This window comes from Longimicrobium sp. (assembly GCF_036399935.1).
Lineage (GTDB): Bacteria > Gemmatimonadota > Gemmatimonadetes > Longimicrobiales > Longimicrobiaceae > Longimicrobium.
In genome coordinates, this window is record NZ_DASWMD010000035.1 from 155,111 (window position 1) to 168,550 (window position 13,440).

General features: G+C 72.2%; 11 protein-coding genes. 8 read left to right on the plus strand and 3 right to left on the minus strand.

Annotation, left to right across the window (positions count from 1 at the left end):
* Positions 1-223: 223 nt before the first annotated feature.
* The 5 genes from VGB24_RS12260 (at position 224) to VGB24_RS12280 (ending at position 4,353) form a co-directional block, all read left to right on the plus strand.
* A complete protein-coding gene (locus tag VGB24_RS12260; RefSeq protein ID WP_331073233.1) occupies positions 224-1,363 on the plus strand; it encodes a sensor histidine kinase in 1,140 nt (379 codons plus the stop codon).
* Complete coding sequence (locus VGB24_RS12265; protein ID WP_331073234.1) at positions 1,360-2,145, plus strand: LytTR family DNA-binding domain-containing protein; 786 nt, start codon at positions 1,360-1,362, stop codon at positions 2,143-2,145. The genes VGB24_RS12260 and VGB24_RS12265 overlap by 4 nt, the downstream gene beginning before the upstream one ends.
* Positions 2,146-2,244: 99 nt before the next feature.
* Complete coding sequence (locus VGB24_RS12270; RefSeq protein WP_331073235.1) at positions 2,245-2,661, plus strand: GntR family transcriptional regulator; 417 nt, start codon at positions 2,245-2,247, stop codon at positions 2,659-2,661.
* Positions 2,658-3,581, plus strand: a complete 924-nt coding sequence (locus tag VGB24_RS12275; protein WP_331073236.1) for an ABC transporter ATP-binding protein — start codon at positions 2,658-2,660, stop codon at positions 3,579-3,581. Before VGB24_RS12270 ends, VGB24_RS12275 begins: the two co-directional genes overlap by 4 nt.
* A complete protein-coding gene (locus VGB24_RS12280) occupies positions 3,568-4,353 on the plus strand; it encodes a hypothetical protein (protein ID WP_331073237.1) in 786 nt (261 codons plus the stop codon). Before VGB24_RS12275 ends, VGB24_RS12280 begins: the two co-directional genes overlap by 14 nt.
* A gap of 623 nt (positions 4,354-4,976) precedes the next feature.
* Here VGB24_RS12280 and VGB24_RS12285 read toward each other — a convergent pair.
* From VGB24_RS12285 to VGB24_RS12295, 3 genes are read right to left on the minus strand one after another with little or no spacing between them, the layout of a single operon-like run.
* Entirely contained in the window at positions 4,977-6,791 is a 1,815-nt protein-coding gene (locus VGB24_RS12285; RefSeq protein WP_331073260.1) for a hypothetical protein, read from the minus strand.
* Positions 6,792-6,848: 57 nt separating this feature from the next.
* Positions 6,849-8,567: an ABC transporter permease gene (locus VGB24_RS12290; protein ID WP_331073238.1), complete on the minus strand. Its 1,719-nt coding sequence runs from the start codon at positions 8,565-8,567 to the stop codon at positions 6,849-6,851.
* Positions 8,557-9,528 (minus strand): ABC transporter ATP-binding protein, encoded by a 972-nt coding sequence (locus VGB24_RS12295; RefSeq protein WP_331073239.1) that lies wholly within the window; start codon positions 9,526-9,528, stop codon positions 8,557-8,559. Before VGB24_RS12295 ends, VGB24_RS12290 begins: the two co-directional genes overlap by 11 nt.
* A gap of 215 nt (positions 9,529-9,743) precedes the next feature.
* Between VGB24_RS12295 and VGB24_RS12300 the strand changes: the two genes are divergently transcribed.
* The 3 genes from VGB24_RS12300 (at position 9,744) to VGB24_RS12310 (ending at position 13,378) form a co-directional block, all read left to right on the plus strand.
* Complete coding sequence (locus VGB24_RS12300) at positions 9,744-10,142, plus strand: BlaI/MecI/CopY family transcriptional regulator (protein ID WP_331073240.1); 399 nt, start codon at positions 9,744-9,746, stop codon at positions 10,140-10,142.
* Positions 10,139-11,749, plus strand: coding sequence for a M56 family metallopeptidase (locus tag VGB24_RS12305; RefSeq protein WP_331073241.1), 1,611 nt, complete (start codon positions 10,139-10,141; stop codon positions 11,747-11,749). The genes VGB24_RS12300 and VGB24_RS12305 overlap by 4 nt, the downstream gene beginning before the upstream one ends.
* A gap of 234 nt (positions 11,750-11,983) precedes the next feature.
* The gene (locus VGB24_RS12310; protein ID WP_331073242.1) at positions 11,984-13,378 is read left to right on the plus strand and encodes an amidohydrolase family protein; all 1,395 of its coding nucleotides are present in this window, start codon (positions 11,984-11,986) and stop codon (positions 13,376-13,378) included.
* Positions 13,379-13,440: the final 62 nt, after the last annotated feature.

A 13,440-nucleotide genomic window follows, 5' to 3' on the forward strand; every position in this document is an offset into this window, starting at 1 on the left:
GGGAACGTGAAAACCCATCGATGCGAGCGCAGGAGGATAGCGGCGCCGCTCCCCGCCGCCGCAGCGGATGGTACCATCCGAGCGTGCGCGGCGCGGGCCGTTCGTTTCGCGGCGCGGGGCGAGCGGCCCGCGCCGGCGGGCCCGGGGGTGCAATCCCGGGCCGTTGGCGAAACGGTTGCCGAAGTGTTATCTCCCGGGGGAATGGCTCCCCACACCAGAGCAGATGAGCGCACATCCGATCGTGGAAGCGCCCGCGCGAATGGGCCGGGCGTCGGAGCGGCCGCCTGCACCCACCGGGTGGGCGGCATCCCCCTCCGTATTCGCCCCGTGGCTCGCCCTCTTCGCGCTGGCGACGGTGCAGGAGGTGATGATCCAGGTGGAGACGGGCGGGGCCGTGCCGCTGCGGCGAATCGCGACGGACAACGCCATTGAGTGGGGTACCTGGGCCGTGCTCGGGAACGTGCTGGTCCGCTGGCTCGCGAGACATCCCGGGCGCGGGCCCACCTGGAGGGCACTGGCCCTGGCCGGCGGACTCCTGCTCGTCCTGCAGAGCGTCGTGGGCGGCGCGCTTCGCATGCTCCGTCCCTGGCACCCGCCGGACACCGGCGTCCTGGAGTCGCTCCGGATGAGCTTCCTCTACGGCTTCGCCTCCAACGCGATCATCCTGAGCGTGGTGCTCTTCGCGTGGTTCGCCTGGGCGTTCTACGACGAGGTTCGCGCCGGCGAAACCGCGCGGGCCGAGCTGCGCGCCGACCTGGCGCACGCCCGGCTGGAAGCACTGAGCCGGCAGGTGCAGCCCCACTTCCTCTTCAACACGCTGAACACCATCGCCCAGCTGATCCGCGACTCTCCCCCGAAGGCCGAGGCGATGGCCGTGCGGCTCGGCGAGCTGCTCCGCCGCGCGACCTACGGCGATCCGGGCGCGGAGATTCCCCTTTCGGAGGAGCTGGAGTTCCTCTCCGCGTACCTGGAAATCCAGACCATCCGCTTTGGCGACCGGCTCCGGGTGGAGGTGGAAGTAGGCGCGGACGAGCGAAGGTGCCTCGTGCCTCCGATGATCCTTCAGCCCCTGGTGGAGAACGCGATCCGCCACGGTGCGGAACGCGTGTCGCGCAACACCCGCGTTCGTGTCGGCGCGCGGTCGGAGGGCCGGTTCCTGGAAATCCAGGTGGAAGACGACGGAATGGGACTCAGCGGGCGCCCCCCGGGCCGCGGGGAAGCAAGCGGCGTGGGGCTGGAGAACCTGGAGATGCGCCTCCGGCAGCTTTACGGCGCCAACTGCGACCTGCGCCTGGAGGGCCAGGAGCGGGGAGCGCGTACGACCGTGCGGATCCCGCTGCATGCACCGGTGGGGGACGGGTGACGGACGCGGCCCTCCGTGTGCTCGTGGTGGACGACGAGGCCATCGCCCGGCGCCGCGCCGTCGATCTGCTGCGGGATGCCGGTCCCGCCACCGTCGTGGGCGAATGCCGCGACGGCCGCGAGGCGGTCGACGCCATCCGCGAGCTGGAGCCCGACGTGGTGCTGCTGGACGTCGCAATGCCCGAGATGGACGGCTTCGAGGTCATCCGTGAGGTGGGAGCTCACCGGATGCCGCCGGTCGTCTTCGTAACGGCGTTCGACCAGCACGCGGTTGCCGCGTTCGAGCTGCACGCCGTCGACTACCTCGTCAAGCCGTACGATGCCCCCCGGCTGCGGGAGGCGCTCCGGCGGGTGCGCGCGCGTGCCGCGTCCGGGCGAGCCGAAGCCCTGGCGGAGCGGCTCTCCTCCCTCCTCGGCGCACCGGGCCTCCGGGAGCCGTCGATGGCCAGGGAGCGCCTGCTGGTCCGCGTGGGGGAGGAGATGCGGGTGCTGCGCGCCGACGAGATCCTCTGGGTCGAAGCCGACGGCCACTACCTCCGCATCCAGACCGCGCAGGAGCGCCTGCTTTCGCGGGGGGGCCTGGCCGCGATGCAGGCCCAGCTGGACCCGGAGTGGTTCGTACGGATCCATCGCTCCACGATCGTAAATTTCCAGCACGTCCGGCACCTCCGTCCGTGGTTCGGGGGCGACTACCACGTGAGGATGGCCGATGGCACCGATCTCAAGCTGAGCCGGACGTATCGCGAGTCCGTCATCCAGCGGTTTCCCACCGCGGGAACCTGACCCCGGAGGATCCGCGGGGGACGGAGCCCTTGCCGGCCCACGGTGTCTGCTGTACTATCACAGCACACAGTTGAATCGCTCCGCCGCCGAGGCCGTTGAATGTTCACCCGTCCCGCCCCCGGCTCCGGCGTTCCGATCTACCTGCAGCTGATGCAGCAGGTCCGGCACGCGCTCGAAACGGGGGCACTGCGGGCCGGCGACCAGCTGCCGGGCATCCGGGTGCTGGCCGAGGCCCTCGTCATCAACGCGAACACGGTGGCCAAGGCGTACCGCGAGCTGGAGCACGAGGGCGTGCTCGAGCTTCGCCATGGAGCCGGCGCGTTCGTCGCCGAGTCCACGCCCCACGCGGTGAACACCAGCCTCGTCGCGATCGTTCAGCCAGCCGTGCGCGAATTGATCGACGAGCTCGCGTCGCGCGGCTTCGCCGAGGCGGAGATCCGGCGCCTCGTGGAAGCGGAGCTGGCCCGGCGGTTCGGCGTAGGAACCTCCCTTTCCCGCCCCACGAGGAATCGATGAACACCCCACCGGTGATCGCGACACGCGGCCTTGCCAAGCGGTACGGGAGCTTCGCGGCCGTGACGGACATGAACCTCTCCGTGCCGTCCGGCACCATCAGCGGCTTCCTCGGCCCGAACGGCGCGGGAAAGAGCACGACCATCCGGATGCTGCTGGGGATGGTCCGCCCTTCCGGCGGAACGGCGACCGTCCTCGGCTTCAGGGTGGACGATCCCCGCGAAAGCCTCGAGATCCGCAGGCGCGTGGGCTACGCGGGCGAAGACAAGCGGCTGTACGACTACATGACGGCCGCGCAGATCATCCGCTTCACCCGGTCGTTCTTTCCCGGCTGGCGGCTCGACCTGGAACGCCGGCTCCTTTCCGACTTCCGCCTGCCGCTCGACCGCCGGATCAAGAAGTTCTCGAAGGGAATGCGTACGCAGCTGGCGCTGCTCCTGGCCATCTGCCGCGGGGGCGAGCTCCTGATCCTGGACGAGCCGACCGAAGGGCTGGATCCGATCATGGCGGAGCGGCTCCTGGAGGTCCTGGTGGGGCTCGCGGCGGACGGCACCGCCATCTTCTTCTCGTCGCACCAGATCGCCGAGGTCGAGCAGATCGCCGAGCACGTGTTCATCATCGACGGCGGCCGCCTGCTGGTGGACGGATCGCTGGAGAGCATGCGGGAGGAGTACCGGCGGGTGGACCTCGTCTTCGACACCGCCGTCCCCGACGACATCCGGACGGGCCTGGCCGTGCCGGGCGTGGAGCGGGTCAGCGTTTCGGGGCGGACCGCGAGGCTGTTCGTGAGCCGGAACGTGGACCACGTGGTCCACCGCAGCCGCGCGCTGCACGCCACGGCCGTGGACGTGCTCCCCATCGGGCTGAAGGACATCTTTCTCGAAAGCCTGAAGACGGCGAGGAGGACCGATGCTCTGGTATAAGGCCTGGCTCGAGACGCGCTCGCGGTTCCTGCTGGGCGTCGTCCTGGTCGGCGCGGTTACCCTCTTCTTCGTGGCCGCCCACCCGTTCATGATCCGGCAGTGGCAGTCGGACCTGGTTCTGCACCCCGACTGGCCCGAGCCGCACTGGTTTCGCCGCGCGCTGGCCGACTACCCCTACTTCCTCTGGCACTTCCTCTTCGCGGAGCTGCTGCAGAACGCCTGGGTGCTCTCGGCCGTTCTCCTGGGGCTGGGCGGCATCGCCCAGGAAGCGGTGCAGGGGACGGCGGGGTTCACGCTCTCGCTCCCGGTCAGCCGCCGCAGGCTGCTGGCCGTGCGCACGGTGGTGGCGGGCGCGGAACTCGTGGTGCTGGGATTTCTGCCCGCGTTCCTCCTTCCCCTGGGGTCCGCCCTCGCCGGACGAACCTACCCCCTGGGTTCGGGCCTCGCGCACTCCGCGCTCATGGTGGGCGGGGGCCTCGGCTTCTTCGGCCTGACGGTTCTGCTTGCGTCGGTGCTGCGCGACGAGCATACGCCGATGCTGATCGGAGTCTCGGCCGCCGCGCTCCTGTACTTCGTGCTCCAGACCTACGCCGACGACGCCGTCAGGGCCCCGCTCTGGGCGCGCATTCTCGACCTGCCGGGGCTGATGGCGGGGCCGCCCGACCTGGCCTCTCCCGGCGACGTGCCGTGGGCCGGCCTCCTTCTCAGCCTGGCCGCTGCCACCCTCCTGCTCGGCGCCTCGTTTCACCTGACCCTGACCCGGGACTACTGAGGCGGTGATGGCTGAAAGAGCAACCCGCATGCTGATCTACAAGGCGTGGCTCGAGACGCGGGCCCGCTTCCTGGCCGGAGCCGCGCTGCTCACGGCCCTGGTGACCTTTACCGTCGTCGGCGGACCGGAGACGGTCCGGGAGTACGCGCTCGCGCACCCCGCGAGCGGGCTGACGTACGGCGAGTACATCTGGCTCCAGCTTCACTCCGGATATTCGCAGGCGGTCTGGATCTTCAGCGCGCTGATCCTGGGAAACGGGGGGCTTCCGCGCGAGCGGGCCGCCGGGACCGCGGCGCACACGCTGTCGCTCCCCGTGCGCCGCTTCCAGGTCCTGCTCACCCGCTCGGCGGTTTGCGTCGCCGAACTGGGCATTTTGGCGCTGATTCCGGCCATCCTCCTCTCCACCCTCAGCCCGCTCGGAGGAGAACGCTACCCGTTCGGGCAGTCGCTCCTCTTCTCCGTCACCACGGTCGGAGGAGGGCTGGTGTTCCTGGGGGTCGGGGCGCTTCTCCCCCACTTCTTCGAGGGGGCGTACACGGCGGCCGCGGTGGGGTTCGCGGTCGCCGGCGCCTGGTTCTTCGTCGGCGAGATCCCGGCGATGCGCTGGCTGAACGTGTTCGACCTCATGAGCGGGGCCGGGTACCTGAACCCAGGCACCCTCCTGTTCGAATCCGGCTTTCCATGGCTTGCCCTGGGCCTGAGCACCCTCGCGGCCGCGGCCATGCTGGGGAGCGCCGCCGTGCTCGCGGAGGCGCAGGACTTCTGAGGCCGGGGGGGCCAGGCTCTGCGCACGCGAGTGACGAACCCTGCCGCGGTGGGAGGCGCCGCTCGTCCGGCGGACCCGGAGGGCGCGTATCCTCCCACCCCGGGCAGGTGCGGCCCGCGGGCTCGAACTGCGGCACGCCGGGGATGCTCCGCGCGGGGAAATAGCGGATCGTGTCGGGGCCGTGCCCGCGGTCGACGACGAGCTCGGCCGGCGCATCCGGGTCGGCGACCATTCCCCCACCCAGAACCCGCTGCCCGTTCCTCAGCCCCGCGCGGGCGGCGGCGCTCCCCGCCACGAGTCCGGTGACGCGGTCCTGGGCGAACGATTCCCGGACGTCGAAGCCGGCGTCGAAGATCTTCACCGTCAGGCGCCGCTCCACGGCGCACCCGCCGAAAACCCCGGCGGGGAGCGTGATGGTGCGCCCCTGGAACACGCGCCGGACGTCGGCCTCGCCCGTGTGGATTCCGGCTTCGACGAGTGCCGCGACGATTCGTTCGCGGGTGAGGGCCGCGGCAGGGCCGCCGAAAGCCAGCTGGCGTAGCGCCCGGTCCAGGGCACCCCGGGGTCGGCCCCCCTGCCCGTACCACGAAGCGGCCAAAAGGTATCCCTGCTCGTACGGAAGACGCTGCGCGCTCTGCCGTTCCGCCCGCGCGGCGAGCGCGGCGGCGACGCTCAATTCGCGGTCGGGGGAGGTGGAATAGCTCCGCAGGACCTCGTTGAGGCGCGAGACGAACCCCTCCCAATCGACGACTCCGGTGCGCAGCAGCGACAGCGCCGCGTAGAAGTCCGTCACCCCTTCGGTGAACCAGTACAGCTCTTCGCTTCCCCCCGTGCGGCCCGGCAGCCAGCCGTGAAACATCTCGTGCGCCAGGGAATGCGCGGCCGCTTCGGGGCCGTCGATCGTCACCGGCGCGTACGCCACCACCGCGCGTGTACGGCCCTCGCCGCCCTGGTTGGAGCCCGCGGGCAGCGGCAGCACCACGGCGAGAACGCGGTCCGCGGCGGGCTGGCCCCAGGTGGCCGTCTGCACGGCGGTGATCCGCGATACCAGGTTGGCCCACCGCTCCACCGGAAACGTCCACAGGGACCGCGTGGCCACCATCACCCCGCCGCCTGCCGCGGGGGTGAGCGACCAGTCGCCGGAGATGAACAGGGCGGCGCGCAGCTCCGCGATCGTCAGGGTGCCGGTGCCGTCCGGGCCCAGGCTTCCATCGGCCACCCACGCGGCCGGCCGCCGGCCCCACTGCACGGACGCCCGGATGGTGGTCGTATCCCCCCAGTCCGGTACCAGCAGGGCCGTGTTGGCGAGGAGGAAGGTGTACTCGGGCGTGATCAGCGGGCGTCCCATGCCCTCACCGGGGGTGCCGGCCGCGGTCGATTTCAGCCGATAGGTGAGGTGCACGCGCTGGCCAGGAGGCGCGGCGATCCGTACCCGCGCCCCGTCCATGCTCCGCTGCACGTCCGCCGCGCCGGGGTCCACGCGCAGCGACGAGATGCCGGCCCCGAGGTTGGCGTGGCCGTCCCACTCCGCCGATATGGAGAGCGTGCTCTCGCGGCCCCGCGGCTCGAAGGAAACACGGACCTCGATGGTCGAATCATCCACGACCTCGAGCTGGTACTCGATCGCGGGCAGCTGCGCCGGCAGGGCAAGGCCGAGCAGGAGGGCCATCATGGTCACGGGATCTCCCCTGGGAGGGACTGCGCGCCGGGCTGCACGTGGGATGCTGCACTATTCCGCCGGGGCCGCGGCGGCGCAAGAGGCACCGGCGACGTGCTGGCCCGGCGGCGAGGCGCCGTGGCCGGACGGGCCCGCGCCAACCGTGCGGGATCCCCGGTGCACCAGGCTGCGGCCTCCCCGGACGGGTTCGCGGCGCCCGACGCCCGGGCGTGCGGCGGTGGCCTGGGGCCGAGTGCCGTCGATCTTCGCTCCCGCGACGGGGCGGCCCAGCAGCCAGGAAAACACGTTCAGGGCCAGCCGGGCGTTGTCGGTCCCGGCGTCTCCCACGCCGAAGATGGTGCCGTCGCTCAGCTTGCGCTGCGCGGTGAACAGCGCCGTCTCTCCGCTGGCCACCACCCGCCCCCGGCCGTACGGAAAGGCCAGGAGCTGCCCCTGGCGCTCGCGCGGTACGCCGGGGAAGAGCGGGCGTCCGGTGAGCAGGCGCGCCGACGGAGCCAGCGGAAGGAGCACGGTGGTACTGGGGTCCGGCCGGGCAAGCGCCTGCCCTCCGTACGTGACCACCCGCCCCACGCCGGTGGTGATGGCATGGGCTCCCAGCGGAACGCCCCCCGTCCCGAACAGGGTGCGCACCTTGTTCGGCGCGCGGGGATCTCCGTGCGCCGGGTCTGCCACCACGTCCAGGCTGGAGCGGACGCCGAAGGCTTCGGCCAGCCGCCGGACACGCCCGGCGAACGGCTCGTGGTCCGTCAGCAGCAGCAGGGATCCCCCCGCGCGCACCCACGCCTGGACCACGCGGATCTCGGCGTCCGAGAACGCACCCTTTCCGTCCAGGTCGGTGGTGGCCCCGGCGATCACCAGGAGCCGTACGTCGGCCAGCGCCTGGGGCCGCAGGGCGACGTACGACCCGTAGACCTGGATTCGCGCTTCTTCGGCGGGCTGCACGATCCAGCGGAGCGTTCCCGGTTCCGCGACGTTGCCCAGCCCGTGGCGGTTCCCGTGCGCCTCGTCTACCAGGATGGTGGTGGGGCGGGTGGCCACCTCGCCGAACGCGCCGGCCGGCGGACGGTACCGTGCGTCGGTGACGTGGTCTCCGCCGCCGGCGCGCGGGGCCGTGAACTCGGCCATGACCACGCCTCCGGGGTAGGCGTACGGAAGCCACCGGTTGCGGCCCGGCCCCATCATCAGCAGGCAGGCGAAGGTGGCCAGCAGCCCCACGCCGACGGGCACGAGGACGTTCCGGAAGCGGGCCGACACCGCGAACTGCACCAGCGACGCGGGGACCAGCGCCAGGTAGGTCAGCAGCGCCAGCCGCGACAGCGTCGCCCTCACGGTGGCGTCGGCCACCGGCCACACCGTGTGGGCGTCGGCCGGCATCAGCTCCCACCCGACGAGCCCCGCCGCCAGCGCCGCGGCCACCGCGAGCGCCACGCAAAGCTGCACCACGAGGAACTTGGCGGCGTAGACGCTGGAGATGGGGCGGAGGAGGGCGCGCAGCTGCTTCCACATGTCGGTCCGGTGCTCCACGAAGAACACCATGGCGGTGATCATGATGACCAGCGTGGGGAAGGCGAGCGAAACCAGCACCGTGGCGTCGCCGACGACGCCGTCCTGCCACCGCATCTCCACCCGGCGCTCGTTCGCGAGGCGCACCAGCGCCCCCCGTACGCTCATCCACACCAGCGCCGAGAACGCGACGCCGCACGCCACGGAGATCAGCGCCAGGTGAAGGCGCCGGACCTTCCGCCATTCCGCGAGCAGGCTAGCGCGCATCGCCGCCCTCCTCGAGAAGGTGGAGAAAGTCGTCTTCCAGGGTGCCGCCGCGGCGGGCGGTTTCGTACACGTCCACCCCCGAGGTGGCGAGGGAGCGGATCGCCCGCGCCACGTCGGCGTCGGCGCCCTGCGCGAGCTCGATCCACCCTTCCGCGTCGTCCACCGCATGCGCCTCCCCGGCCAGCACCCCGAGGGCCCGCGGCGGCGAAGCGACCCTGAGCCGCACCCGCCCCGCGCCCCCGGCCGCGGACGAGAGATCCGAGGCGGGGCCGTCGAAGCGGATGCGGCCCTGGTGAACCACGGCCACGTGGGTGACCGTCTTTTCCACCTCCGCCAGCAGGTGGCTGGAGACGATCACGGTTTTCCCGTGCTCCCGGCACAGGCGAACCAGGAGCTCCCGCATCCCCACGATGCCGACGGGGTCCAGCCCGTTGGTGGGCTCGTCGAGCACCAGGAGCGCGGGATCGTGCAGGAGCGCCGTGGCCAGCGAAAGGCGCTGCTTCATCCCCAGGGAGAAGCGGTTGACCACGATCGCCGCGGATTCCGACAGGCCGACGATTCCCAGGACCTCGCCGACGCGGGCGGCGGGCGCGCCGGTATAGGCGCAGAACACCCCCAGGTGCTCCCGCGCGGTAAGGTGCTGGTACAGCGACGGGGTTTCGATCAGGCTTCCCACCCGCGCGAGCACGGCGCGCGATCCGCGCGTGATCTCCTCGCCGAAGCACCTCACCTGGCCGCGGTCGGGAGGCAGCAGCCCCAGCATCAGCCGCATGAGGGTGGTCTTGCCCGCGCCGTTGGCGCCCAGGAGCCCGTAGATGGTTCCGCCGGGAACCTGCAGGTCGATGTCGCTCACGCCGGAACGCGAGCCGGGGTACCGGTACGTCACCGCGGCCAGGGTGAGTGCCGGCGGTGCGTGCGGGCGCGGCGTGTCCGCCTGCGCGTGCGGTACGGCGACAGTCATGTCCGGGGGGGTGCGGGGGAGAGGAGCGCCGGCGCGCGACCGGCCGCGGACGGCGAATGCGTGTACGGGATGCAGGAGATACGTCGCCCCGCGAGCCGGAGTTTCCGGCCGGGCCGATGTCCTTCGGCGGACTTGACACTCCCGGGCGTGTGTCATAAAATTGACATGTCAGAAATTTGACATCGCGCACCGCCGGGCCCTTGCAGGACGAAACGATGAGCCGCTCCGCCCCGCCTCCCCTGTCCCGCCGTGAGCGGCAGATCATGGACGTGGTCTACCACCTGGGATGCGCCACTTCGCTCGAGGTCCACGAGCGGCTGGAGGACGCGCCGACGCACACCACCGTGCGCGGGCTGCTGCGGGTGCTGGAGGCAAAGGGCCACCTGCGTCACGAGGAGGATGGCCCGCGCTTCGTCTATTACCCCTCCACGCAGCCCGACGAGGCGGGCGGCTCCCACCTTTCGCACGTGATTCGCACCTTCTTCGACGGGTCTCCCTCGCGTGCGGTGGCGGCGCTGATCGGGCGGGGCGAAGTGGCGAGCGGTGCCGAGCTGGACCGGATCGCCGCGCTGATCGAGCGGGCGCGCCGGGGCGCCGGGGAGGAGGGGCCGTGAGCGGCGCCATCCTGTACGCCGTGGTGGTCTGCGCGGCGAAGGCCACCCTGATCCTGGGCGCGGCCCTGGTGGCCGCGCGGCTCGCGCCGAGGCCCGCGATGCGCCACGCCATCCTGGCCTGGGGGGTGATCGGCGCGCTGGCGCTCCCGCTGCTGGGAGCCACGCTCCCCGGAGTGACGCTGCGGGTGCCCCGCCTGGCGCCGGCCGCCGTTCCCCCGCAACCGGCGCATGCGGGCGCCGTCACCGCGGGGGAGCCGTCCGCGGACCCGCTCGCCGGGACGCAGGCCGGAGCCGCGCGGCGGGGGTGGCCGCGGCCGGGCCCCGGCGCGCTCGTCGCCGCCTGGCTGGCGGGGGCCCTGCTGCTCGCCGCGCGGACGGCGCGCGCCCATGCGAGCGCATGGAAAGCGGTTCGCCGCGGCACGGTGGTGGGCCCGTCCGCGATCCGCGTGGAGTTCGAGCGGATGCGCCCCGTCAAGGCGCGCGTCGCGCTGGTCGAGAGCCCCGAGGTGAACTCTCCCGCGGTGTACGGCGTCTTCCGTCCCGCGATCGTCCTTCCCGCCGGCCCGGAGCGGTACGGGCCGGTGGAGGCGCGGGCCATCCTGGCGCACGAGCTCGCCCACGTTCGCCGCGGGGACTGCCTGACGGCGCTTCTGGGCGAGCTTTCCCGCGCGGTGTACTGGTTCAACCCCCTGGTGCACCTGGCCCTGCGGCGGATGGGGGAGGAGTGCGAGGTGGCCTGCGACGACGTGGTGCTTGCCGCCGGTACTCCGCCCACCGCCTACGCCACGATCCTGCTGGAGGCCGTTCGCCAGGCCAGCCGCATCCGGCCCTCCGCCGCCCTCGTGAGCATGGCCCAGTCGTCCGGGCTGGAGCGCCGGGTGCGCCGCATCCTGGCCGCGAGCGCCGGCCGCCGCTTTGCCCGCCGCATGCCGCGCCTTCGCGCGCTCTCGTACGTGGTGGCAGCCGCGCTCCTGGCCACGGTGGCCGGGGCGCAGGTGGGGAGCGGGCCCGCTCCGCTCCCGCCGGAGCCGGGCCTGGCCGGCGACCTGCTGGCCCGCCCGGAGAGCGAGCGCCTGGCGGACGTGCCGCCGGGCGCCGCGGCGTCGCGAACGCTGCTGGCGGGGCCGGACTCGGCCCTGGCGCGGATGCTGGCCGACGCCGCGGCGCGGCCGTCCCGGCACGAGACGGACCTGGTTCCGGAACGGGCGCGATGGGCGCTGGCGCAGGCGGACGGCGGCCGTCTCGTCGAGCCGCTGATCGCCCACATGGCCTCGCCCGACTGGCGGGTCCGGGCGTATGCCGCCTGGGCCCTCGGGCGCGCCGGCGACCCGCGGGCCGTGCCGGCCCTGCTGGCGGCCGCGGACGACCCGAACTGGCGGCTGCGCGCGATCGCCGGCACGGCGCTTTCCAGGCTGGGCGACCCGCGCGCGTTCGCCGCCATGGCCCGGGCGCTTCGTGATCCCGCCTGGCAGGTGCGGGTGGGCGCGGTGGAGTACATGGGGCACTGGGGCGGCGGCGAAGGACGCAAGCTGGTGCGGCCGTTCCTGAACGACCGCCACGTCGCCGTTCGCCACGCTGCCTCGTCGTTCCTCGCGACGAAACGATAGGCCGGACCACCTGGGCCGGCCGTTGGGGCCGCCCTGGTGTGTCAAAAAAATGACATATCCAGCCGGCCGGTACGTCACCCCGGAGAGGCGTGGAGCGCCTGCTGCGCGCCGCAATGCGCGCCGAAGCATGTCATTTTTTTGACATTGCAACACGAATCGGAGCCGGGTACCCCGGCCTCCACCGGCGGAGTCGGATGACTACGCCGCAACCAGGACCAAGGATATCGAGAAGTGATGAAAACGATGACACGATGGGCCGGACTTCGGCTGGTGGCCTGCGCCCTCATGGCGCTCTGCACGCGTGGAACACTCTCGGCCCAGCAGCCGGCCGGCGACGTGCCGCTGGTGCTGCGCCACGTCACGGTGATCGACGGGACAGGCGCTCCCCCGATGGCGGACCGCAGCGTCCTGATCGCCGGGGGCCGGGTCGCCAGCATCACTCCGTCGTCGTCGGCGATCCCGCGGGGGGCGTACGTCCTCGATCTGCCGGGGCACTACGTGATCCCCGGGCTGATCGACGCGCACGTGCACCTCACCAACCCGTTCGTCTCCGCGGCCCAGCAGGACTCGATCTCGGCGCTGCTCTTCCAGGGCGGGGTCACCGCCGTTCGCGACATGGCGGGCGACGCAGTGGTGTTGAGCCGCCGGGCGGGGGCCGCGGAGAACGCCACCGTGCCCTCGCCCCGCATCCGCTTCTCGGCGATGATGGCGGGGGCCAGCTTCATCGAGGCCGACCCCAGGCTGGCGTCGATCGCACACGGACTCACCCCGGGGCAGGCGCCCTGGATCCGCACCATCTCCGGAGAAACCGACCTCCGGCTGGCGGTCGAGGCCGCCCGGTGGACCGGCGCGACCGGGCTGAAGCTGTACGCGGACCTCGGTCCCGATCTCGTTGCGGGCATCACCCGCGAGGCGCACCGGCAGGGAATGAAGGTATGGGGGCACGCCGAGATCTTTCCCGCGCAGGCGATGGACGCGGTTGCCGCGGGTGTCGACGGGCTGTCGCACGTGCACCTGCTCGGGCTGGAACCCGCGTCGCCGTTCCCCCTCACCTACGCGGCGGCCCCGAGGTCGCTCGATTTTTCTTCGCTTTCGGTGGACGCGGGCGAGATCACCCGGCTCCTGGCCGCCATGCTGGCGGCCGGGACCACCTTCGAGCCCACCCTGTACTGGACGGAAAAGACCGGCCGGCGGGTAGAGCAGGACTCGGCCAGGCGGCACCTGTGGAAGATGCGGGAATGGAGCTACGCGCTCATCCGGCGCGCACACGAAATGGGCATCCCCATCGTCGCGGGCACCGACCTGATGGGCTGGCCCGCGACCGATTCGCTCCCCTACCTGCACGACGAGCTGGAGCTCCTGGTCACCCGCGCGCGGCTCAGCCCCCTGCAGGCGATCCGCTCGGCGACGTCGGTGAACGCGGCCGTGCTGGGGATGGAACGGGACCATGGCACGGTGGAGCCCGGAAAAGTGGCGGACCTGCTGGTCCTGCGCGCGGATCCCACGGGGGACATCCGCAACACGCGGAGCGTCCGGTACATCCTCAAGGCCGGCCGGGTGCACGAGCGGTCCTGGCCGGGAGGCATCGACGCCGTGGCCACGGCCTCCGCCGCGGTCGCAGGTCCCTGAACGGCGAACACGCCTGCCCGTTCACCGCCCCTGGCGGGGGGGCGGCCGCCCCCCCCCGCCAG